19 protein-coding genes and 1 riboswitch are annotated in these 23708 nt (G+C 31.0%); of the genes, 9 read left to right on the top strand and 10 right to left on the bottom strand.

The features are described from left to right. Positions 1-2: 2 nt before the first annotated feature. The gene (locus EI427_RS22180; RefSeq protein ID WP_126619153.1) at positions 3-1433 is read right to left on the bottom strand and encodes a hypothetical protein; all 1431 of its coding nucleotides are present in this window, start codon (positions 1431-1433) and stop codon (positions 3-5) included. 180 nt (positions 1434-1613) lie between these two features. On the opposite strand from EI427_RS22180, the gene EI427_RS22185 reads away from it, so the two are divergent. Continuing rightward, positions 1614-2570 carry a transglutaminase domain-containing protein gene (locus EI427_RS22185; RefSeq protein WP_126619155.1) on the top strand — a complete coding sequence of 319 codons (957 nt, stop codon included), beginning with the start codon at positions 1614-1616 and terminating at the stop codon, positions 2568-2570. Between the two features lie 16 nt (positions 2571-2586). Here EI427_RS22185 and EI427_RS22190 read toward each other — a convergent pair whose 3' ends face one another. From EI427_RS22190 to EI427_RS22205, 4 genes are all read right to left on the bottom strand, one after another. Continuing rightward, a complete protein-coding gene (locus tag EI427_RS22190) occupies positions 2587-3681 on the bottom strand; it encodes a YncE family protein (RefSeq protein WP_126619157.1) in 1095 nt (364 codons plus the stop codon). A gap of 4 nt (positions 3682-3685) precedes the next feature. After that, positions 3686-5614: a TonB-dependent receptor gene (locus EI427_RS22195; RefSeq protein ID WP_170178578.1), complete on the bottom strand. Its 1929-nt coding sequence runs from the start codon at positions 5612-5614 to the stop codon at positions 3686-3688. A 16-nt stretch (positions 5615-5630) separates the two neighbouring features. After that, on the bottom strand, positions 5631-6557 hold the full coding sequence (locus EI427_RS22200; protein WP_126619161.1) for a hypothetical protein: 927 nt from the start codon (positions 6555-6557) through the stop codon (positions 5631-5633). 79 nt (positions 6558-6636) lie between these two features. Further along, positions 6637-8184 carry an InlB B-repeat-containing protein gene (locus EI427_RS22205; protein WP_126619163.1) on the bottom strand — a complete coding sequence of 516 codons (1548 nt, stop codon included), beginning with the start codon at positions 8182-8184 and terminating at the stop codon, positions 6637-6639. A 169-nt stretch (positions 8185-8353) separates the two neighbouring features. Next, a riboswitch (cobalamin riboswitch) is annotated at positions 8354-8529 on the bottom strand. Between the two features lie 287 nt (positions 8530-8816). Between EI427_RS22205 and EI427_RS22210 the strand changes: the two genes are divergently transcribed. The 5 genes from EI427_RS22210 to EI427_RS22225 all read left to right on the top strand — a co-directional run bounded on the left by EI427_RS22210 (position 8817) and on the right by EI427_RS22225 (position 15977). After that, positions 8817-9263: a hypothetical protein gene (locus EI427_RS22210; RefSeq protein ID WP_126619165.1), complete on the top strand. Its 447-nt coding sequence runs from the start codon at positions 8817-8819 to the stop codon at positions 9261-9263. A 174-nt stretch (positions 9264-9437) separates the two neighbouring features. Beyond that, complete coding sequence (locus EI427_RS22215) at positions 9438-11783, top strand: TolC family protein (protein WP_126619167.1); 2346 nt, start codon at positions 9438-9440, stop codon at positions 11781-11783. Between the two features lie 10 nt (positions 11784-11793). Then, positions 11794-12873, top strand: a complete 1080-nt coding sequence (locus tag EI427_RS22220) for an efflux RND transporter periplasmic adaptor subunit (RefSeq protein WP_126619169.1) — start codon at positions 11794-11796, stop codon at positions 12871-12873. 30 nt (positions 12874-12903) lie between these two features. Beyond that, entirely contained in the window at positions 12904-13665 is a 762-nt protein-coding gene (locus tag EI427_RS26380) for an efflux RND transporter permease subunit (protein WP_205727990.1), read from the top strand. Continuing rightward, positions 13662-15977 (top strand): efflux RND transporter permease subunit, encoded by a 2316-nt coding sequence (locus EI427_RS22225; RefSeq protein WP_205727991.1) that lies wholly within the window; start codon positions 13662-13664, stop codon positions 15975-15977. The genes EI427_RS26380 and EI427_RS22225 overlap by 4 nt, the downstream gene beginning before the upstream one ends. A gap of 66 nt (positions 15978-16043) precedes the next feature. Here EI427_RS22225 and EI427_RS22230 read toward each other — a convergent pair whose 3' ends face one another. The 5 genes from EI427_RS22230 to gntH all read right to left on the bottom strand — a co-directional run bounded on the left by EI427_RS22230 (position 16044) and on the right by gntH (position 20470). Next, on the bottom strand, positions 16044-16385 hold the full coding sequence (locus EI427_RS22230) for a hypothetical protein (protein WP_126619171.1): 342 nt from the start codon (positions 16383-16385) through the stop codon (positions 16044-16046). A gap of 80 nt (positions 16386-16465) precedes the next feature. Further along, positions 16466-16729, bottom strand: a complete 264-nt coding sequence (locus EI427_RS26455; RefSeq protein ID WP_126620427.1) for a T9SS type A sorting domain-containing protein — start codon at positions 16727-16729, stop codon at positions 16466-16468. Between the two features lie 18 nt (positions 16730-16747). Then, on the bottom strand, positions 16748-17800 hold the full coding sequence (locus tag EI427_RS22240) for a M43 family zinc metalloprotease (RefSeq protein WP_126619173.1): 1053 nt from the start codon (positions 17798-17800) through the stop codon (positions 16748-16750). Positions 17801-18461: 661 nt separating this feature from the next. Next, entirely contained in the window at positions 18462-18884 is a 423-nt protein-coding gene (locus tag EI427_RS22245; protein WP_126619175.1) for a hypothetical protein, read from the bottom strand. Positions 18885-18955: 71 nt separating this feature from the next. Then, positions 18956-20470 (bottom strand): guanitoxin biosynthesis MBL fold metallo-hydrolase GntH, encoded by a 1515-nt coding sequence (gene gntH, locus EI427_RS22250; protein ID WP_205727992.1) that lies wholly within the window; start codon positions 20468-20470, stop codon positions 18956-18958. Positions 20471-20735: 265 nt separating this feature from the next. On the opposite strand from gntH, the gene EI427_RS22255 reads away from it, so the two are divergent. The 3 genes from EI427_RS22255 (at position 20736) to EI427_RS22265 (ending at position 23128) form a co-directional block, all read left to right on the top strand. Continuing rightward, positions 20736-21290 carry a hypothetical protein gene (locus tag EI427_RS22255; protein ID WP_126619177.1) on the top strand — a complete coding sequence of 185 codons (555 nt, stop codon included), beginning with the start codon at positions 20736-20738 and terminating at the stop codon, positions 21288-21290. Positions 21291-21511: 221 nt separating this feature from the next. After that, positions 21512-21835, top strand: a complete 324-nt coding sequence (locus EI427_RS22260; protein ID WP_126619179.1) for a hypothetical protein — start codon at positions 21512-21514, stop codon at positions 21833-21835. Between the two features lie 261 nt (positions 21836-22096). Then, entirely contained in the window at positions 22097-23128 is a 1032-nt protein-coding gene (locus EI427_RS22265) for a bestrophin family protein (RefSeq protein ID WP_126619181.1), read from the top strand. Positions 23129-23708: the final 580 nt, after the last annotated feature.

A 23708-nucleotide genomic window follows, 5' to 3' on the forward strand; every position in this document is an offset into this window, starting at 1 on the left:
TTTTAAGGATTACCAGCACTAGTCGATTTCAAAGAGAGTTCATCTATTGTGGCTAAATAAGATGTACTTACGCTTTGGTCATTAAAAACTAATTTATGTTGCTCAGAATTAAAATCAGCATCATTATTAACTGCTGCAGTTATAATATCAGTTTCTATGCTAAATATTTTTAATTTGTAACTATTAATGCCAGCACTACCAATTAGCCCAATTGGACTACCAGAACCCACAGCGTTATTAATTAGTTTAGTGTTACCAGAGTTTAAGTTAAAATTACCAACTGCTGGTAAACTAGCCCCAAATGTTATATGTATACCTTCAGAATTAAAAACAGGAGTATTATTAGAATCGCCTATATATAAAACATAATTTCCTTGGTAATAATAAAGCTGCGAGTATACTGTTCCAGATAAAGGAAGATCTTGCCCAGAAGAAGTAGATTGTGTATAGAAAACACTAATATTTTGATCTGAATAAGTATCTGTGCCAGCAGGAGATGTTATATTTGTAGGGCGTCCTGTTGTTGACTCCGTTATAGTAAAAGTTGCATCAGAACCTATTGGTTTAAAGTATTTAGTAATTCCGTTTTCAGTAGAAATTTTTTCTAGAGCAGGGGTCGTAGCAATTGTAAATTCATGGTCAATAGTAGCACTATCTGTATTTAGATAATTATTTGATCTGGCGTAAACACTTATTGCATTTCCCATTGACTCATATGAGATAACTACTTCAGGAGATTGTAAAGTCTTTGTAGTAAAAGAACCTTTTAAAATACTAGAAGGACCATTTAATTCTTCTAACCTAACTTTAAAATAATAAGTGGTTTCAGCTTCTAAGTTTTTAAATGTATAACTATCTAAACCACTTCTTGCTACTTCTACATCTTCTTCAGCATCAGAACTGGTAGTGCCTTCAATTACATTTATAAGTGATGAATAATTACTATCTAAAGCAAGTGTTAAGTAGGTAGCGTAAACGTCATCTTGTGAATTATCTAAATAATTCCAACTAATATCCGTATCCCATGTACCCAATGCGAATGTAGAAACCTCTACATCAAATGGAGGAGCACTTATGTATTCATTAAAATCTAAGGTATCAGTGGTAGAGGTTAATAGTTGACCGGTAAACTGATCGTGTAACTCTAAAGTAACTTCAAATATTGAATCAGTTCCTAAAAAGATATGCCCTGTTGTATCAGATACTAATTTCTCTTTGTTAGAGCCATCTCCCCAATTCCATTCGTAATAAGCATCAATATATTCTTGATTTGATGTTTTTACAAAAGTACCAGAACGTTTAAAGCTATCTGCAGATGTTATCTCAAACGAAATATCATAATCTTGGTCATGGATAAACTCATCAGAGTCGTCTGAACAGCTACCAAATAAGAAGATAAATGGTAAAATTAAAAATAATTTCAAATATTTCATGGGTAGTAAAGTAATTAGGTTATTGATTAAATTGAATCTACAACAAGCGGGTTTTACATCAAACTATATCTTTTACAGGTACAATTTTTTCTTTTAGTCTTCTATAATTTTTAATTCTAGGCTAATTTAAATACTATTTTAGTATCTTGATATAAGATTTTAATAACCAATATCCCGATAATGATTAAGTATTTCCTTTTCTGCTTTCTGTTTTTTGTAACAACTTTGTTCAGTACGGCTCAAAATAAAACACATGTTCAAGAAGTAGTAGATAAATACGCTTCAAAATACACAGACCCAGATAAATTAGCAGCTAAACTAAATAAAGATTTTTCTGCACCTTTAGATAGAGCATATGCAGCTTATTATTGGGTAGGTAATCATATTGCTTACGATGTAAAAAATGCTAATCGTATTTCTTCTGTCAGATTTAGTTACAGCTCTGAAAAAGAGAAACAAGAATTAATTCAGAAAATGATTTATGACACAGCTTGTAAAACCTTAAAACAAGGTAAAGGCGTCTGCGATGGATATGCAAAACTTTATCAATATTTAATGGATAAAGTGAATGTTGAATGTGTAGTTGTAGATGGGATTGGCAAAGCATACATAAGCCAAATAGGTGATTTAAAATTACAAGCTGACCACTCTTGGAATGCTATTAAAATAGAAGGTGCATGGCAATTGTTAGATGCAACATGGGGAGCAGGAATTGTAGATCAAGAGGGTTTTCATAGAATGTATTCTGATATTTATTTTATGACTCCTCCTAAAGAATTTTTCTATAACCATTACCCTCTAGAAGAAAAATGGATGCTTATGGATGGGGATTTTGATACCTTTAATAACAACCCATTAATGTATAGTGATGTTTTAAAAAGAGGTATTCAGGTGAGTAGTCCTAGTTCTGGTGTCTTGAAAAAACCTAAAAACCCTATTCAATTTGTGATGAAGATGGCGGATGGTGATCCTTCAAAAATTAATTACAATTATAGTAATGAGAAGTACATGCAACCATTAAAATTAAAAGAAGAAAATGGCAATTATGTATTCTCTGTTCCAGCACCAAAAGGAAATCCTAATTACTTAATTATCTATTATGATATTAATGGAATATTGGTGTATAAAATAAAGTAAAAACAGCACGATATCTTTATTGAAAGATAAGCTCATTGGGGATTACACCAACTTTAAATGAGTCTAGTTTTACACCCATTTCATTGTATTTAAATACCCATCCTTTTTGGACATAATCAATAGCATCTGTAATGTAAATGTCATTGTTTCTAGGAGATATTCCTAAGCCATAGAATAACCTTTTTTCCTTATAAATAATGGGTGACTTAGGTAAGGATGTAGCATCAATAGAAAAAGAAAATACATCTTTTTGAAGATAGTAAATTCTGTCTTTTTCTTTATTTATTCTCAACCGAGATGGCATACTTAAGTAGTTTTCACTGTCTAAGTTAAATTGCATTTTGATACAAAAACATTCTGGGTCAACCTTACAAATAGCAGGTTGAGGATTGGGATTATTTGTAGAACTTAAACCTCCATTTGATAATACCCAAAGCATATCATTTTTATCAACTACTAAATCAATTGGTCCATATGGTAATGCAAGGCTATCTATTATGTTATCTGTAGTTGTATCGATCTTTAATAGAAATTGCCCACCTTTTCTATTGTCGTATATAGTTCTAGTTTGTGTTATATAGGCGTAGTTATCAATTTTAGCTAACTTTTCTGTCCAACCAGAAGTACGTACATTTTTTATTACTTCATCTTCTTTTAGATCAATTACATAGAAATAATCAGCATATAAATCTGTTACATAAGCTTTTGTATTATTGATGGGTAATAGATATCTTGGACTACTTTTGGGAATCTCAATTCTGCCTAACCATTTCCCTGTTTCAATTTCTATAATGTCAATCCTTCCAGAATTGTTTACACAGATATAACCTTTTTCTCCAATTATGGTCATTGATTGGGCTACATTCCCAATTTCAAAATCATTAACTGCTTTATAGATCTCATTATTGACGGTATCGTTGTCATATTTTTTATGTGATAAAGTACCATGTCCCCAATCGAAATTCCCTTCATTCAATACAAATAATCCATCTTTTAAAATTAGATTATTCACAGGAGGTATATTGTCAGAAATTGGCATTGCATCTTGTGGAGTATTGCATTGACAGAAACAATTTATCACCAAAAAATAAAGTAAGAATAGACGATACATAATGTTATAATTTGTAGGTAACTGACATTTGATAAACACGACCAGGCATAGGTTTTCTGGCTACGGATTGATAGTGATAATTGAATATGTTTTCAACTCTAGCTTTTACATCAAAATGATTTTTTTTAAACGTAAATTGTTTCCCCAAACAAAGGTTTGTTAAGTAATATGGAGGGAGGTATTCGCTACCATCTGTTTGAGTGTACCTTTTTCCATACGCTTGTTGTTCCACAATAAAATACAATTTCTTATAATTGATTTGGAGGTAACCTTGAAAACTACTAACAGGAGTGTAGATAAGCTGCTTCCCGACAGAATTGTCTAATTCGTCTGCTGCTTCCATATTCTCTGATTTTACAAAGGAAACTGAAGTAAAAAGCTGTATTCTCCAGTCCTCTTTTTGATAACTAATTTCAGCTACTTGTTCCAACCCACGTGAGTGTACTTTTTTTAAGTTTTCTGGACGCCATAAATTACTAATTGCAGGTTTCCAAACTATCCAATTATGGATTATAGAATTAAAGGCAGTCAATTCATAAGACCATTGCCATGGAGATTTGTTGTTAGAATGTAAAGAATAGGTAGCCTCATAGGTCCATCCTTCTTCTGGTAATAAATCAGGATTTCCGACTGGGTACCAATACCGATCATTTAAAGACGGTGCATGAAAGTTTTTAGAGATATTCGCTTTTAAAGAAGAAACAGCCTTACTGTAGGGATTAATGCAATATTCTGTTCCTAAAGAGGGCAGGATAGGTTTAGTATCACTATCAATCCACTCTTGTCTAATTAGTAAACTAACAGATAAATTAGTGGTAGGTTGGTAATCAAGGCCACCATAAATATCTATTGTATGTTGTGTAACCGCAATAGAATTTGTAGTACCAGTGGGTTCATAACTACTACTATTTATTTTATCCATATAGTAATCCCAACCACCTCTAAGTAATAGATTATTACTTATTTGGTAACTACCTCTTTGGTGTAATTGAAGTTGATCGCTCCTACTTTCTGAAGTCGATAACTTAGGGTTTTTATCATTATTAAGGGCCTTTTTGTACCAAATATTATCAATAATATATGCACCAGAAACTTCCGTATTAAATTTGTTTTTACTATAATTCCAAGCAGAAAAAAGCCTTAAAGAAGTATCTCCTTGCCAAGAATCTGCTTCTCTTTTATCCATAGAAGGAACCAATTCTCTTTCACTTTCTTGGAACCAAACATTAAATTTTAGTTGGTTGTATTGGTTAATTTTCAATGCAACTTCTTCAAGAAAACCATATTGTAATTGTGCCGAATGGTCGTTCGTCCAAGTAGGAGTACCTGGCTGTATTGGGTTCTCAAAATCGAATATATTCTGAGCATCTTTGTAGAATAATTTTGTAGTACTTTGTACTTTCTTATTCCCCACCGAAACACTCATATTCGTGATACTATTTTGCAATGAATTAATAGTTTGAGAACCCATAATAGCTCTTTTATTATCCCAATTTATGGCACTGTTTAATTGAATAGCACCACCTAGTCCGCCAGTGCCATACAACAAACTTGAACCTCCATAATTAACGACAACTTCGTCTGTAAAGGCAATCGGAAATAGGGATAAATCTACCTGCCCTAACATTGGTGAGTTAAGGTTTATACCATTCCAATATACCTGAGTATGGCTAGCTCCTGTACCTCTAAATGAAGGAGTGGCAGTTCCTCCTGCACCATAACTTTTAATAAAAATTGGTGTGTTAAGTGTTAATAACTCACCTAATGATGCAGATAAATAGTGATCAATTTGTTCTTTTTGAATTGTTGTCGACTTAAAACTTATTCTCTCTGGAATTCTAGCTCCTACTATTTCAACTTCATTTAAAACAGTAGTAGTATCAAATACTTGAGCATAAACTTGAGGTAAAGTAACCCACAAGTTTACGCACATTATTATATGGAATAATTTACTTCTCATTAGAAAGAAGAGAAAGATCTGCTGCTTTAATTATTTCTGTAGAGCGTTCTCCAAGCCACCCATTAACTTCTTTTGTACAAGTATAAACTTTAATAAAATCTACTGCATTAAGCTGAACTGCTTGTCCGTTAATATCAACTGCATTCTTAAAATCAAACAAATCAGCTCCTCTTAATTTTTCTTCATTTTCATAACCTGCGTTATCTGAGTAGCCCCAATCGTACTTATTATTATAATATACATCACCCTCTTTTGTGGTGTTAGAGGCTAGTAATGTACCTGTAAAAGTTATTTCATTTTCTGTATATTCTGCCGGAAACATAGGGTGATCATGGTATGGGATTACAGCTGTAAAATCCATTTTCCCATTTTCTTCTGTTCCATTATAAGAAGAAGTATAATTTATAATATGCTGATTCTCTGTTGCAGAAGGTTTATAATAAGTGATTGAATATTGATGTTTGGTACTCGATTTATTAAACTCACTTCCTTTAAGAGCGTACCAAGGTTCGTTATCATCTACTAGGCCATTGTGATTTAGATCTTGACAAACCATTACAATTCCGGGTTCACTGCTGCCTTTAAATGAGTTGCCATAAATGGCTAGATCATTACCATCCGTATTAAGAATTGAATGATCAAACTTAAAAGTAACATTTCCACCAAATGTACCTAAAGACATAAATTGATCTGAACTTCCAATAATATTTTCTTTCGTTTCAGCATTGGTACTGTAGTTTATAAACTGACCGGGTGCTGGAGAAAAGTCTACTACTTCTGTGATATACGGAGTAGCATTCGGGTTTTCTATAGGGATATAATCTGATGGATTTTCGATAGATTCCGAGTCAGAATTCTGGCAACTAAAGCTTACAATTGCTAAGGTAGACAGTAAAATTGTTTTTATTTTTTTCATGATGATAGGTAGAAACAATGCCTTCTAAACTAAAATAGCTTAGAAGGCGATAACACAAATATATTATGGTATTATAGATTTATTGACTAATCAACTGATTAAAAATTTGAGTAGCTCCATTATGATCATTAATAGATTTATGGATACCATTTTCAATAGTTGTGTAGATGTATTTGTTTTCTCCAATCATTGCTTCGTAAGTGGCTACATCATTTGCCGTTAAATTTGGGAAAGTGATGAGAACATCATTACCTACTAATAATTGGAATCCATCTACATCAGAATAAGTAACTTCTTTGATATTTCCTCTTACAACTTCATCAAAATATTCGATGCCGTAGACCATTGGAGCATTCCATTTTGCACCATCGTAAGCTTTATCTCCGTTTGGTGTTGTATCATCTGATAAATAAGCAAAGCCTACTTGAGGAGATGACATGTAAACTCCTTTTACGAGATTGAAAATATAGGTAGATCCATTTATATCATCACTAGCAGAAAAACTGTTTGGGAAAGTAAACATTCCATAATCACTATGGCTATAAAAGTCTTTAGAACTGTTATTCTGATCGTCTATAATATAGACTTCCGTACCCCAAGCACCCATACTCCAACGCATTCTGTTAAGTTGTGCTTTTACTAATTTATGTTCTCCTTCTGTCCAATTTTCGAAATCAGTTTTAGAGATTGAGGCATAGTTAACGGTAGTTTCACCTGCTTCAATAACAACTTCCCAAATAGCCGTTAAAGTAGTTGTTCTTACAATAGGCGTTGTGAAATCAAATAAATCAGTTCCATTTTCAGTCCATCCTAAAAAGGTATGTCCATCGTAAGTAGGTGGAGTTGGTGCTGTTACTACTGTGTTTTCGTCTACCGTAACAGGTGTATTTTGCTCTCCGTTTTGTTTATCAAATGTTACAACAAACTGATCTATAACTTCATCATAGATAGCCTTAAGCGTTTTATCAGCGGTTACTTTTGTGCTAAAATCATATTCAGTACCATTGTATTGCCATTCTTTAAAGAGGTATCCATCTTTTAAAGGAATTTGAGGTAAGACTGCAAGACCATTATTTTCAACAGTAATAACACTATCCTTTAGTCCATTATTAAAATTGAAAGTTACGGTATGTAATTTTTCCCATGTTGCAATTAAAGTAATGTCTTCTTTTACAGGAGTATCAAAGGCAAAACTAGTATCATTATGTTGCCATTCTTTAAATAAATATCCTTCTTTTATTGGAGTAGGAGGGAGAGTTAAGAGAGAATCTTCAATAATAATTACTGTAGAATCTTCCTGTCCATTAGCATAAGAAAAAGTAGCATTGTAAGTAATTTCTACTTTTTCCCACGTAGCTACAAGTTCAAAATCTTCTGTTACAGCCTGATCAAAATCGTAAATATTGTCATTTTTAAACCAATTGATAAACTCATGACCAACTTTTTCTGGAGTGTTTGGTTTGTCTACTGTAGTACCGTTAAGTACTTCCTGATCTTCAATTAAATTCCCTCCATTTGTTTCGAAAGTGATGGTGTATGTTGATAGAAGTTCTTCGTCTTTTTGATTACAAGAGAAGGCGAGTACAGTTAAGATTAATAAAATTAGATTAGCGAATTGTTTGTTCATTTCCGTTAAATATATAGTTAAAACTCAATTAAATCCGATCGATTTTTAACAAGTGATATACTACTTAAGGAATAGGAAATGATTTGATAATCAGAAGTATAAAAATAGGAGATGTTCTTATACCTAGCAAAATGATTCATCAAATTACAACTTTCTTCCCGAAGTTTATAATCAACTTATTTGCTTGGTAGGTCTTCTGACTCATCTTCAAGTTTTATCACCTTCTCGTTTTTTAAACAATGGTATTTGATAAAACCTTTTAAAGATTTACAGCTGCGGGTACAGTATTAGAATTTCACTAATTTCCCTGTTATTCCATGTAGGAACCAAAGCATAAGCAAAGATTGAAGTTCTTAAAATGTATTAATATGACTCAAGTCATGCTTAACAGGTGTTATATATTAGTGTTAGAAAGGAGATTTAAAGATTAATGTTAATGCTATCTAATGATGTTTCCAATTTAAGAAACTAACTATTATGTTTGTGTCATCAGTTTCCAAAATAAGAAACAAAAAGAAAAAACTTAATTTAATTAATTTGTTAATACTTTAAATTAAGTTTCTTGTTTAGGAAACAAAAGAACATATTTGTAACGTTAGTTTTCTAATTTGGAAACATAAAGTCTGAAATTTATGGAAAGAAAAGAATTATTAAATAAGTTTGCCGATGCTCATAAGCACGATGGTTTACCTCCTTTAGCAAATAAAATAGTGGGAGTATTTTACTTATCTAACGAAAAATATTTAGGCTTTGACGATATTGTAGATCTTGTAGATGCTTCTAAAGGTGCGGTGAGTAAAGCATTAAAATTACTAATGAGTATTTATAGAATAAACCATATTCAGGATCCAACAACTTCTAGAAAGCGTCTTTTTTATTTAGATCCTGATGGAGCTGAAAAATACATAAAAATTGTTGCTGAGGGACTTTCTACTCAAAATGAACTGATAAAAGAGTTAAATCAATTTAGAACAAATGGAAATTCTGAAATAAGCGATTTTATTGAGAGAACTATCGCCTTTAATGGTGAAGCTATTGCTTTTCTCTTAAAAAATAATGAGAGGTATTTTAAAAAATAAATCCTTTTTAATTCTACTGCTCAAAATACTTTTTTCGGCTCAATTTAGTTTCCAAAATTAGAAACTAAATTTCACTCACACATTAAATAAGCTTTTATCTGCTTGATATCTATAGCATTAATTATTATCTATTTCATATTTGTTTCCAAAAAAGGAAACTAAAAACGAATTTTCATGAAAAAATATACATTTATATTCTGTTATCTATTTATTATTAGTTGCTCTTTGTTTGCTCAAAATAAAGTAACCATAGGCGTAATGTCCGATACAAAATCAATAGAATCAGATACGTTGTTTAGTCAATTAAAATCTGAATTGAATACTTTATTGGAAAGTAGATATATTCTTGAATTGCAAGAGGTAGTATATAATAATAATGATATTGCTACAGCAAAAAACAATTACGATAGCCTTATTAATAACAATTGTGATATTATTTTATCAATAGGTGTTACTAATGCTTTAATGTTCGACCAATATAAATTAGACTATCCAGTACCAACTATTTTAGTGGGCTTCATTAATAATGATTTTAGTGATACAGCTACTTTTAATGATTTACAATCTGATATTCATAACTTCACCTATTTTATTACACCGTTTTCTTATAAAGAAGATATTGATACTTTTGAGGCGTTAGTACCAATGAAAAAAGTTGGGATAGTTGTAGACGATTATTTATTAAATTCTTTACCTCTAGCATCTCATTTTCAAAAAATGTTTGCTGATAAAAGTTCAGACTTTATAATATTACCTATCAATAATAAAAACCCAGAAAATATTGTAGTACCGTCAGATGTAGATGCAATTTATTTGTATAGTACAGCACAATTAAAGCTAGATCAATTAACTGAATTTATAGAATATATAAACGATCTTAAGTTACCCTCTTTTTCTGCTTATGGTGTAAGAGATGTTGAGCTTGGTGTTTTGGCTACAAATCAGCCTAAAATTAATTTCAAGCAGATTTTTAGAAGAATATCATTAACTGTTGAGTCTATAATGGAAGGTGAAAAACTTGAAAAGTTACCAGTAGAAATTAACTATAATAAAGAGTTAACTGTAAATATAACTACAGCAAATATTATAGATATTTCTTTAAAAAACAGCGACTTAGTAAAGTTCAATTTAATAGAAAATGATCTTCTAAAAGATCACTACCACTATTCATTAAAAGAGGTAATGCATAAGATGGTTAACAACAATTTAGCTTTAGATGTTGAAAGAAAAAGTGTAGCTATAAAAGAACAAGAAGTTCGGTTGTCTAAATCAAATTATTTACCGGATTTAACGGTGAATGGAGGAGGAGCTTACCTTAATCCAGAGATGGCTGAGTTGTCTTTTGGTCAGAATCCAGAGTATTCTGTAAATGGGAGTGTACAGTTAAAACAAACAATTTATTCAGCTTCTGCATCTGCTAATATTTCAATATCTAAATCAGAATTAAATGCCCAGAAAGAAGAGTACAATAGTACAGAATTAGATGCTATTATGGATGTTGGTGTTGCCTATTTTAATACATTAATTTCAGAAAAAAATAAAAGTATTCAATACAAAAACTTATCACTTACAAAAGAAAATTTAAAATTATCAGAACAAAATATAGAATTTGGAACAGGAGGGAAATCTGATGTATTGAGGTTTAGAAGTCAATTGGCTGAAAATATTAAATCTATGATTGAGGCAGAAAATTCAACCTCTCAATCTTACTTAGTACTTAATAAATTGCTTAATTTACCTATGAGCGATGAGATTGCATTAAATGATAATTTGGCATCATTACAATCTGATTTAGTTAATGAAGGATATAATAATTTAATGGATTTATTAGAAAACCCAAGACTACGATTATTATTAACGCAATTTCTGATTAACGAAGCAAAAACAAACTCTCCTGAATTACACAAACTTGATTTTAATAGAGAGACTGTAGCTACACAATACAGGTTGAATAAAAACGGCAGATTTGTACCAACTATTTCACTTCAGGGGCAATATAATCAGGTGCTTTTTAGAGATGGAGCTGGGGTCTCTATGCCTGTAGGAATGGGGAGTATTCCTTTAAATAATTATACTGTAGGAATGAATGTCTCCATCCCAATTTTTCAGCAGAACACACGGAATATCAATAAACAGAAATCAAAAATTCAGTACGATCAATTAAAAACACAGAGAACTGATTATGAATTAAGCATTGAAAAATATGTTTACGAATTGGTTTTAAATCTTATAAATGAAATAGCGAATATAGAAATTTCTAAAGCTAATATGGAGGTGGCAAAAGAAAATGTAGCATTATCACAAAGTGAATATATAGCGGGTATTATACCTGTGATTCAGTTAATAGATGCACAAAACAACCTATTAGAAACAGAACTCTCTTTAGCTACAGCACAGTATAATTATTTTATTGTATCACTTCAATTACAAAGAACAATAGGACATTATTTCTTATTAAATACGGCTGACAGTAACCTCGCTTTTATTAATAGAGCAGAACAATTTATCACAAACAAATAATCTCAATATCATGAAAAATACAAAAGTTATTTACCTTTTCCTCTGCGTCTTTATTTTAAATATTTCTTGTTCTAAGGTACAAATAGAATCAAAAAAGGAGTATAGAAAAGTGCGTTATTTGAAAATTGAAAACACAAAATTAGTAGATGAAAGGGCATATAGTGGTTATGCAATTCCTAGTTTAGAAATGGAGTTAAGTTTTAGAAGTAATGGAACAATAATAGAGAAAAATGTAAAAGTAGGACAAAAAGTAACAGAAGGTGATTTACTTATGAAACTTGATAATATTCAAGCTCAATTATCTTACGAACAATCTTTATCTGCTTTAAACTCGGCAAAATCTGAAATGTATACAGCAAAATCTGAATATAAAAGAGGAAAGATATTGTATGAAAAAGGGAACTATTCTTTAAGTAAATACGAGTCGGTTAAAAATAAATATGAGAACGCGAATAGTCAGTTAAGTTCTGCTGTCAGAAAATTAGCAATAGATAAAGAAAAGATTAAAAACGGGTATATTTATGCACCTAAAAACGGTATTATAGCTGCTTTAAATGCCAACTTAAACGAAATGGTATCTACCGGGGAAGCAGTAATTGTTTTAAATGCTGGTCAAGAAATAAATGTAATGGTAGGTGTTTCAGAAAAAATTATCAACCAGATTAAGGTAGGTACTTCAGCACAGCTTAATTTTAAATCGAATAATGAGATTATACAAGGTAATGTGATTGAAGTATCTCCTATAATGGAAGCTGATAAAGGTACTTTTCCTGTAAAAATTAACCTTAGTTCTCATCAAAAGAAAGTATATCCAGGAATGGTTGCAGATGTCTTTTTTGAATTTTCAGCTAACACAAATCAATCACAATTATTATTACCTATTAGTGCAATTGGTGAAGATCAGGATGGAAATTTTGTCTATGTAATTAGGCCAACAAGAAACAATTATGGTACTGTTTATAAAAAGCAAATAACCATTGGTGGTTTAAAAGATCAGGGCATTGTTATTACCGATGGCATCTCTGAAGGACAGTTAGTTGTAACGGCTGGTTTGCATACTTTATTACCGGGTCAGACTGTAAAGTTATAATTCATTTTCACCTCTTTCAACATAAATAAGATGATTAATTTCGCGAAATTTTCTATAGAAAAGAACCGTATTGTTTTGAGTATTTTAGCGGTTGTAATGATCTTGGGCTTGGTTTTTTATAAAGACTTATCTCGTGATAGTATGCCTCCGTTTACAATTAGAGTAGCCACAATAGTTACTGCTTTTCCGGGTGCGAGTCCAGATAGAGTAGAGGAACTAGTTACAGATAAAATTGAAAAAGTGGTACAAGAGCTTCCTGAATTAAAAAAGGTAACTAGTAATTCTAGAACGGGACTTTCTGTAGTTAGTGTAGAGTTAAAAATGGAGGTTTCTCCTAAAGAGTTGCAATTAGTTTGGGACCGTTTGAGAAGAAAGTTGGATAACATTGCAGACTTACCAGCTCAAGTTTACCCTGATTTACAAGATGATGGTATTGGTGAAGTATTTGGAATTGCAATTGGTTTAAAAAGTGACGGTTTTACTTATGCTGAGTTAAAAAAATATGCTGATCTGCTAAGAAACGATTTGATTAGTTTAGAAGATGCAGCCAAAGTAGAAATTAATGGAGTACAAGAAGAAAGAGTATTTATAAAATATGATAACGCTAAACTTAAGAGTTACGGCTTAACGTCAAGTACTTTAAAATCTATAATAAGTAGTACCAATATTTTAAACTCAGGAGGAGAAATTAATGTAGAAGATGAAAGGATTGTATTAGAACCTTCTGGAAATTTTAATACGTTGAAAGATATAGATAGAATGCTTATTCCTGTAGGAAATAAGGGGGAGTGATAGTTCTTTCTGACGTAGCAACAATTGAAAAAGGATATATTTATCCTCAAAAACAAATAGTAAAACTGAATGGGGAGCCGGGAATGTCTTTACATATTTCCTTAAAAAAAGGACGAAATATACTTCATCTTGGGAAAGAGGTAGATAGATTAATTAAAGAATATCAAGAAATTTTACCAATTGGCTTAGAGGTCTCTCGTGTTTCTTCATTAGACGAGTATATAGAGCAGAAAGTATCAGATTTTGAGAGTAATTTATTTCAATCTGTAGTCATTGTTTTAGCTATAATGCTCATTTTTCTCGGAATGAGAACAGGGTTAATTATTGCTAGTTTAATCCCAATTGTTTCTATCTCGACTTTTATGGTGATGGGGTTGATGGATATTGGAATTAATCAGATTTCTTTAGCGGCATTAATTATGGCTTTAGGAATGATGGTAGATAACGCCATTGTAGTGGCTGAATCAATAATGGTAAAAATGGAAGATGGGGTTGATGTAAAAACTGCAGCAATTGATTCTGTTGAAGAACTATTTATGCCTCTCTTAATTTCAACTTTAACTACGTCTGCCGCTTTCCTATCTTTTTACATGGCAGAATCGATGATGGGTGATATTATGGGGCCTATTTTTATTGTAATTTCAATTGCACTTATCGCATCATGGGTTATTTCTTTAAGTGTTATTTCTCTATTGTGTGTTTATTTTTTAAAAGTGAAACAACAGGGAGAAGCAAAAAAGAGATACCTAGATAGAATGATTTACACCATGAAATTAGGCTATGAAAAACTGATTATTGTAGCGCTAACATATAAAAAATCTGTGGTAGTTGGAGTGTTTTTGATGTTCGTGATGTCTATCTTTTCATTTGGGTTTTTAGATGTTTTATTCTTCCCTAATAGTGATAGAAATATGATTACTATAGACATTAATTTACCACAAGGGACAAGAATTGAAAAAACACAAGAGCTAGTAAAAGAAATTGAAATTTACTTTAAGAATAATTTAATGGTAAATAAAGAAAGAAAAGAAGGAATTACTACTTGGACTTCTTTTATTGGTGAAGGGCCATCTTCTTATGATTTAGGGTACACTACAGATGAGCCTAACGCAAATTATGCACATATAGTAGTCAATACATCTAATCAATTAATTAATAATCAGTTAATTGATAATATAGATACTTATTGTTTTCGCCATTTTCCTAATGCAGAAATTAGAACAGGTTTACTTGGCGCAGGTGGTGGAGGTGCACCTATAGAGATTAAAGTAGCAGGGAATGATCCAGATCAATTAAGAATGATTGCTACTTCAATTAGAATAAAACTGTCTAAAAGTAGTGGGACAAAAAATGTAAAAGACAACTGGGGTCCTAAAGGGAAAAAATTTGCAATAAAAATTGACCCTAATAAAGCACAGGCAGCTGGAATTACAAATCAGGATATTGCAATTTCTTTACAGACTATTTTAGACGGTTTTAAAACAGGAGAATTTAGAGAAGAGGAAAAATCTATTCCTATTTTATTACAAAGTGTTGAGAGTTCAAATTTGTCCTTATCAGCGTTACAAACTTCTAATGTTTATAGTCAGAATACAGGTAAAAATATTCCTTTGAGCCAAGTAGCTACAATTGCTCCAGTTTGGCAATACACTCAATATAAAAGAGAGAATTTAAAAAGAACTATAATCATTACAAGTGAATTAACTTCTAGTGGAAATGCAAATACCATTATGACATCTATAAAACCGTGGTTAGCCACTGAGAATAAAACATGGGGAAAAGGATATACTTATAATTTAGGTGGAGATGCCGAAGAGAGTGCAGAAAATATGGGCGCAGTAATTCAATACCTTCCGCTATCAGCTTTTATTATTGTAATGCTATTAATAATTCAATTTAACTCTTTCAGGAAAATGACAATAATTATTTTAACTATTCCACTTGGAGTAATTGGAATGGTATTAGGCTTATTAGTTTTTCAAGTACCATTTGGTTTTATGGCATTCTTAGGAATTATTTCGTTGGCAGGTATTGTAATTAATAATGCAATTGTATTGATTGAGAGGATTGAAGTTGAAGAAAAGGAATTTAAGAAGACGCAAAAAGATGCAATTATAGCAGCATGTTTACAACGCTTTAGACCCATTATATTAGCAACATTTACTACAGTATTAGGTTTAATACCTCTTTATTTAGGTGGTGGTGCAATCTGGGAACCAATGGCTGTAACAATTATGGTTGGGTTGATGTTTGGAACTATAATCACTTTGGTATTTATACCTTCTTTGTATAGTATATTTTATAAAGTGTAAATGTTAAACTGAATAAGCTACCATATTGTATTTGTGATGTGGTAGCTTATTTTTTGTAATTTCAATTTATAGTATCCTTATATAGATGAAATAACAGCCTTCAATACAGGTAGATTCAACAGGAGTAATTTTAAGTTCATTATTATCTAAAGAGTATTCATATTCGATTTCATCAGAGGCAAAAGAATTACTTTCAGTTCTACATGGTAGTGTTAAACTTATAATTGAAAGACTTTGTTTGTAAGCACCATCACATTGATAAAGCTCACCAGAAAATTTACCGTCTTTAGAAAATGACATTATTCTACCATCTTCAACTTCTAGTAGTTTGTCAGGTGATCCACCATCATACCTTTGTATTCTTTGCCAAGTTCCAACTATACTGTTTTCATTTTCACTTTTTACCATGGGGAATTCATTAGTATCACAACTAATAAGGGATATAATGAATGATAGAGTTATAAATATGTTTTTCATAATGAGTGAATTTATTTAATAATTATTGAATGTACATCTACCTTATCTTCGTTTTGTGTTATCCTTAATATATATTTCCCTTTCTTTAGTTTAGAAGTATTGATTGTTACTTTCCCATAAAAATTATTACTTAAAATTAAGTTTCCTTCAAAATCAAATAATTGATATTTGTATATACTTTCTAATAGAATTTTTTCTGAGGATAAAATATTATTTAAATAATATTGATCTTTTTCAAGTATTAAAGTTTCAGATACAGGGTTCGGATATGTGATGAACCTAAAGTTATTGTCTTAACATGGATTAGAATATCGACCATATTTTAAATTAGATGTTCCACAATTTGTGACAACTTCTACTCCTATATCAAAATCTCTTACACTGCAATCTCCTCTTTTAATTATCATTCTTATTGATGAGCTATTGCCAACTTGTTGTACCCCATTAAGATACCAAATATAGCTTTTAGCATTTTCAATTGGTGTAACAGATGCTATTATTCTTCCTATATATGGGTCTACTAAAACATTAATGCTATTAGGTGATTCAGTCCCTATTTTAAAATTTTCTTCTAGAATAATTCCATTACTTAGGGTTGCTCTTATCCATCCAACTCCTTGAGTGTTTGGAGATTTAGCTTTTATTTTTACTTGAGAATTAGTTCTTGATATAATATTTACATTATTTGATGATAACCATGAGGTTGTAGCTCCATTCAAATTTGAAATATTTACATCGGTAGTTGAATTATAACAAATAGTTACAACATCAGAAATACTTGAACATGAGTTGCTTATAATATTTTGTAATAATTGCTCATTGTTTATAGCATAACTCATTCTAGCTCCTTGATATGGTGTAAAACTATCCATGCAGAGAGTGTTGGTATACGACATAATATTATCAGTTAATGGAGTATACCCTCCTCCTCCAATATATTGACAAGAGAGATTAACATTGTTATTATTTAAACCAGGGTCTGCTGGAGTGTCGCAAATCAAATCACCAGTTGAGCTACAATTTAGACCACTTATTGCCTCTTTACCAAAAGCAGTTTCGTGAGTATGATATAAACCCAAACAATGCCCTAACTCATGAGAAGTTACTCCAGAATAAACATATTCTCTTTTAATAATAAAGCTATTTGATGGTATACCTGTCGCAATACCTAAAATATTAGAATCAGAAAAAGACTGTATTATATAAATATTTATTGCGTTACTTTGATTATTAATTTGTCCTAACTGATCATGTTCGTCATTTCCAGTATTAATATTAACAAAATTAGAATCATCGATATAATTAGTACCGAGGCTTCTAATTATAATATTATGCTTATTGTACATACTATTTAAGATTGATACAATTTAATAAATATTAGGGGTACTAAAAGCATTTGACTTATCAGAATTTCTAATGATATGGAAATAAACATTGATACAAATAGATTGACCTGAAGTTCTAGAATTACTTATGTCTTTTTCTGAATAAATTATTGGTACTGTTGGTTTTGATGTCCCACATATTTGTGCACTTAATAGGTGAGTATTTAATATTATGATAAATATTAAAAATAGTTTATTTTTCATAATTGAAGCTTATTATAAATAATAGATTCATTATTGTTTTAAGCTATATTGGTTTAGGATAACCTTTTAATCAATTACATTATTTATTAAAAAATAATAGATTATTAATTTAGGTTTGATGCCTAAGATGAAAGTATATTAAAGTGATAGATTTCATAGTTAAGTTGTTTATAATTAGGTTTTTAGATTTTGTAAGTAAGGTTGAAATTTTATTTTTAATATGAAAATACATTACAAATCATTAACTATTTAATAATCAAGTAACTATAGTGTTATTTATGTAATTTTAGATTATTTACAGCAATTTATAATAGTATATTTTGCTTACTAAGAATACACACTAAAAACCCTAAGTGCAAAACACTTAGGGTTTCTCTATTACTACCTAATCAATTACTAACATTATCTACTTACAATTTTAATTATCAAACGGGAAATAATCATTGGTTAAAGATTTTTTGGTGTCATCAATAATTTCGACGCCTATTCCCTTTGTGTTTGCAGTTATACAAATTTCGTATCCATTACTAGATTTTGAGACTGATTTATAGGTCATCCCAGCTTTATAAATAGCATCAAAGTAACTTCCATAGATCATCGGATCTTTCATTTTTGTGTAGAGTTCAATAGCCAATTCAACTGATAAATATGCAGGTTCAAAACCTTCTATTGAGGGGATATGATTTTCGAAAGTAACCTCAGTTCTTTCATCATTTATTTTAATTTTATCGTGTTCGTCTGTTCCTTTTAAAGCAATTAGTGACTGTTCTAAAGTGACCTGAGAATAACTAGGAACAGCAACAACAAATAGGAAAGCAATAACAGTAAATAACTTTTTCATGATTCGTTTTTTCAAAGAGTTGATAAATTGGGCAGCTGCTTTTAAACAACTGCCCTGATAAAAAATTTAAATTATTTAGTTTTGATAAAGTTTCCTTGATCATCAAAGTCAGCTCTTCTTCTCTTCATAGACGAAGGAATTTTATCAACAGGGACAAAGATTGGTTTATCAGAAGGCCAAGCTTCCATTAATTCTGGTTGGTATCCTTCCGGATAATATTCACTCTCATCATATTGCATATCTCTTATATATTGATTTTGCATATCCTCACGTTTTTTACGAGGCTCAGGAATAATTAAACCACCATTATCTGCTACCATTGTACCTTGCTGAGGAGGCGTTGCGTTTGGATAATCTGGTAAAATACCATCTCTAACCCATATTTTTTCTTTCGAAACATTTACAACAACACCATCAAAACCAAAGTGAAAAGGACCGTCCCAATGTTCTCTAACTTCTGCTACCATTTCGTTGTTGGCATACAAATCATCTGTTGTGTGAGTAGCCATTGCTAATCTTGGTTGAGCATCATTATATAATTTACCAGCAGCATAGGCAGGGTTGTGGTGTGTGTCAATTGTGTAACGTGTTAACACTGGAGGGACACCATAAACTTGCGATGTAATGTTCACAACCTCTACTTGCATTTCAGTAATTAATACATCTGCATTAGCACCATATTTAGCCGTTAATTTGTTTGGTCTACCATCGCCAGAGAATACAATAGACATTCCGTTCCATTCCACTCTATAAGCAGAAGCACCATCTTTACAGTGAGATTGTTGCCAGTGTGTAACCTGTATACCGTCTACATCATAGATAACACCACCATCATCTGTAAAATCAAATTCGTTTACTTCAATTTCCCAACCTCTACCAATTGGGAATACATCAAAAGCATCCCTATGCCACTCCGTCATAGATTTCATCCCTTCTATCATATGTGCAGTACCATATTTAGGTTCAGAACCAGATGGGCCGTTCACTCTTAAAGGTTCATTCCATCTACCGTTCCATGCTCCAAACATGTATACATAAGGTAGAGAACCGTAGTGGTCAACGTGTAAGTGCGTAATGAATATATCATTGATTTCGTTTAAGGCAATACCAGCTCCTACAAAGTTGGCTACCGACCCTTCACCAATATCAAAAACTAAATTTTTACCGTTACCAAATTGTATTAAAATAGACGTATTGGCTTGTCCAGGACGTATAAGAGGAGAAGAACCCATAAAAATTATTCTTATTTCATCTTCCTTAACTGTTTCTGTATTTGGATACCAATTTGCAGCAGAAACAAAGTGATCGGATGGAGCAATACCATCAAACATTAAGCCCTCATTCCATCTTCCCATTGGTATACCGCCAGTTAAAGTAGTTTGTAATTGTTCTTTATCATGTTGAAAAACCTCTGGAGTATTTTTAAATTGATTAATATCTTCTGTCACGATATTCTCTTGGTTATTAACTACTCCAGCCGCTTTAGTATCTGTTCCTTTGTAGTTTCCTTTGTAATTATTGTCTTGTGCAGAAACTGTTGCTAGACTAATAATTAATAGTGATATATATAATATAAATTTTTTCATTTTGTATAACTTTAAACTTTTAGTGTGATTATGATTATATAAACGGTACTTTTAAATATCAGTTTCGTTTATAAATAGGTTTAATTAATTTATTTTGATAAACCATTATCTCAAAATGATATTTGGTATTAAATGGATGAAAAGTGAAAAAATGTGATACTTTTAATGGAGTTTAGGCTTATGTCAATAACAAAATTAACTTTGCAGTCTGTAAAATAACATCTGTGCATCTCCCCATGTACTTGATGATTGACGATGATTATATATGCAATTAGATAGAAAGAATTTTTCTTTTCATAAAAGACATGTACTGTTAGTAGGAGGGCTAGTTTTAGCTATGCTATTATTGGTTTTTGCTTGGACCTCACATTCCATGCATTCAACTTCCCCAAAAAGAATTGAAATAGCTAGACCATGGACTGCAATCAATTTTGATAAAGAATACAATACATCATTTAAATATTGGGAGTTTATCCATAGCCAACCCGTTCAGAATGTAATATTCCAAAATCAGTTTTCGAGTCCTTTATCTCAAAAGAATAATTCTTATACAGCAGTAGTGTATAGAAATACGCCAGTTAAATTGCCGTATAGAATAAATAGAAATAGAGATTACTATAAACTATTTGGAGAGCACACACTTACAAGAGATGAATTTGGAGAAACCTTTGCAAAAGATGCTACACTTTCTATTCCTTTTAAAAGAGGGAAGTACGATATCTTAATCAAAGAAGATTTATACTACACCACAAAAGAAATAATTATTTGGGATGCAGAAGCGCGCCTTTTATTTTACACAGTAAGTGCTATCAAGAAATAAGAAGTAAATAAATCAGCTTTATAACATGATATTGATTAGTAACAATTAAGGAAAAGAATTCTTAATTTGTATTTAAGCAGATATACATTTAAAATAATAAAGAAGATTTAAACTTTCAATTTTGAATGAACAACTACAGTTAAGCATAAAAACCTGTTTGAGGCAATTAAAAAAGCCCCAACCAAGGTATATGTTTTACTTCTTAAGCAAACATTAGTATCATGAACACAGCCATAATAGTTCTATTACTTTTATTGATAAACGCGGCATTACACTTAATTGCTTTCTTTATTTTAAAAGCTAAAAATGCTCCTCATACTAAAGGAGTAGTAACATTTGCAGTAGTCAATTCATTTTTAGCAATAGGAATGATAAATGGATACTCAGCAATACCTTATTTGATAATTCTTTTAGAAGGAATTGGTTTTGGATTATTATATACCCGTTTAAACAGAACATTTTGTCCAAAATATTTAAGCATACTTATACTACTTTTAGAGATTATTATAATTCTAGGGGCTTTTATAAATTTAATGCATGTATAACGATTCTTTCAAGAAAAAATAGACAAAAAAATCTTCCCTTAAAAAGAGAAGATTTTTTATTATTACTAAATTTGAAAACATCTTGAAAACTTAAATTCATTCATCTACTTACTTAAGTGGAAAAATGATATAAAACCCCTAGTGATTAATTATTTTTTCTTAGAAGAATAAAAAACTACTTAGAATACCTTGTCTTAAAAGAACAAGATATAGTATCTTCAAGCTTTAATTTTATTGCTAAACTAGACTTATATATCTTCTATGATTGTAAATAAAAATTTATCGTTTAGAAACGTTCTTAGCTTTACTTGGTTTCATATTGTTTGGATTATCTGTTGGGTAACTTTTGCCAGTTTTCTATTTCAGACATTAAACTGGAAGTTTTTAAGTATGCCTTGGTTGCCTATATCAATAATAGGTACAGCAGTCTCTTTTTATGTAGGTTTTAAAAATAACCAGTCGTATGATAGGTTATGGGAAGCACGAAAAATTTGGGGTGGTATTATAAACTCAAGCAGAAAATTTGGAGCAATGGTTAAATCATACGTTTCAGATTTAAATGTAGAAGCTACTGAAGGGGAGCTTTATGCTATTAAAAAGCGGTTAATATACAGACACATTGCATGGAATTATGTACTTAGAAAGCAATTATTAGTACCTACACCGTGGGAACATTTATCGCAAGGAAAAACAATGAACATGATGATTAAAAAGCGTATGAAAGATTACGGCATTGGTCTTGTTGATAATAATGAAATAGACGAAATTTTATCTCAATTTCTTGACACCTTAGAGAAAGACAAATTACTTACCTACAAGAATGTTGCTACTCAATTAATAGATCTACAAGCACAAGATTTATTACAGTTACGTAAAGCAGGGTTGATAGATGATTTCAGACACATGGAATTACAGAAAATCTTGAATGATTTTTATGATTATCAAGGTAAATGTGAGCGTATTAAGAAATTTCCATTACCAAGACAGTATGGAGGAATGAGTGGCGTATTTGTAGGCATTTTTATTTTCTTATTGCCATTTGGTATGATTCCAGAATTTGAAAAATTTGGTCATATTGGTGGTTGGCTAGCTATTCCTGCTACAAGTTTAATTGCTTGGGTATTTCTAATGATGGAATTAGTAGGTGATTATTCTGAAAACCCATTTGAAGGATTAGGAAATGATATCCCAATGATGTCTTTATGTAGAGTTATAGAAATTGACCTTAGAGATATGTTAGATGAAAAAGATCTCCCTGAGCCTATAAAAGCAAAAAAAGGTATTTTAATGTAACGCTTGATTGAGGAGATTAAATTATAAATAAAGCGTATTAAGTTTATATTTTATAAATATTAAAAGTTATACTATTAAGTATGTTAAAGCCCTGTATTACTACAAAATAAAAGTAGAATACAGGGCTTTTTTAGGTAATTATTGGTCTTATATAGGTAATCGAATGCATTTTGTTGGTCGTTAAACAACTGTAATCAAAATTAAGAAAGTGAATTAGAAGATTTAATAATAACCCTTTTGTAACAACTATCGGTCTAAGTAAGTAAGATAAATTACTACTATAATCTATACTGCGGTATTCGTATCCAGTTAAAACCCTCTAATTATTTAGGGGGTTTTTGTTTTTTATCCTTATTCGATCTTATAAAAGCGTGATATAAGCACATATATTTTATAGTATAAGGTGTACAACTAAAATAATGAATAATAAAAATGTGATTTATGGAATGAACTCAGTAAAATTTGTTCTGAATTAAGTGAAGTGCTATAGATCAACACTTACAAAAACGAGGAAGTGGATACTAAAAAAAAGACAAATAAGAACCCTCAAACTGACTATAAGTCTGGATGAGGGCGATGC

Source organism: Flammeovirga pectinis (assembly GCF_003970675.1).
Classification (GTDB): Bacteria; Bacteroidota; Bacteroidia; order Cytophagales; family Flammeovirgaceae; genus Flammeovirga; species Flammeovirga pectinis.

What these genes read in the sequence shown, in the direction of transcription:
- EI427_RS22180 (WP_126619153.1), bottom strand. Translation starts at nt 1,433, where the DNA reads ATGAAATATTTGAAATTATTTTTAATTTTACCATTTATCTTCTTATTT.
- EI427_RS22185 (WP_126619155.1), top strand. Translation starts at nt 1,614, where the DNA reads ATGATTAAGTATTTCCTTTTCTGCTTTCTGTTTTTTGTAACAACTTTG.
- EI427_RS22190 (WP_126619157.1), bottom strand. Translation starts at nt 3,681, where the DNA reads ATGTATCGTCTATTCTTACTTTATTTTTTGGTGATAAATTGTTTCTGT.
- EI427_RS22195 (WP_170178578.1), bottom strand. Translation starts at nt 5,614, where the DNA reads ATGTGCGTAAACTTGTGGGTTACTTTACCTCAAGTTTATGCTCAAGTA.
- EI427_RS22200 (WP_126619161.1), bottom strand. Translation starts at nt 6,557, where the DNA reads ATGAAAAAAATAAAAACAATTTTACTGTCTACCTTAGCAATTGTAAGC.
- EI427_RS22205 (WP_126619163.1), bottom strand. Translation starts at nt 8,184, where the DNA reads ATGAACAAACAATTCGCTAATCTAATTTTATTAATCTTAACTGTACTC.
- EI427_RS22210 (WP_126619165.1), top strand. Translation starts at nt 8,817, where the DNA reads ATGGAAAGAAAAGAATTATTAAATAAGTTTGCCGATGCTCATAAGCAC.
- EI427_RS22215 (WP_126619167.1), top strand. Translation starts at nt 9,438, where the DNA reads ATGAAAAAATATACATTTATATTCTGTTATCTATTTATTATTAGTTGC.
- EI427_RS22220 (WP_126619169.1), top strand. Translation starts at nt 11,794, where the DNA reads ATGAAAAATACAAAAGTTATTTACCTTTTCCTCTGCGTCTTTATTTTA.
- EI427_RS26380 (WP_205727990.1), top strand. Translation starts at nt 12,904, where the DNA reads ATGATTAATTTCGCGAAATTTTCTATAGAAAAGAACCGTATTGTTTTG.
- EI427_RS22230 (WP_126619171.1), bottom strand. Translation starts at nt 16,385, where the DNA reads ATGGTAAAAAGTGAAAATGAAAACAGTATAGTTGGAACTTGGCAAAGA.
- EI427_RS22240 (WP_126619173.1), bottom strand. Translation starts at nt 17,800, where the DNA reads ATGTACAATAAGCATAATATTATAATTAGAAGCCTCGGTACTAATTAT.
- EI427_RS22245 (WP_126619175.1), bottom strand. Translation starts at nt 18,884, where the DNA reads ATGAAAAAGTTATTTACTGTTATTGCTTTCCTATTTGTTGTTGCTGTT.
- gntH (WP_205727992.1), bottom strand. Translation starts at nt 20,470, where the DNA reads ATGAAAAAATTTATATTATATATATCACTATTAATTATTAGTCTAGCA.
- EI427_RS22255 (WP_126619177.1), top strand. Translation starts at nt 20,736, where the DNA reads ATGCAATTAGATAGAAAGAATTTTTCTTTTCATAAAAGACATGTACTG.
- EI427_RS22260 (WP_126619179.1), top strand. Translation starts at nt 21,512, where the DNA reads ATGAACACAGCCATAATAGTTCTATTACTTTTATTGATAAACGCGGCA.
- EI427_RS22265 (WP_126619181.1), top strand. Translation starts at nt 22,097, where the DNA reads ATGATTGTAAATAAAAATTTATCGTTTAGAAACGTTCTTAGCTTTACT.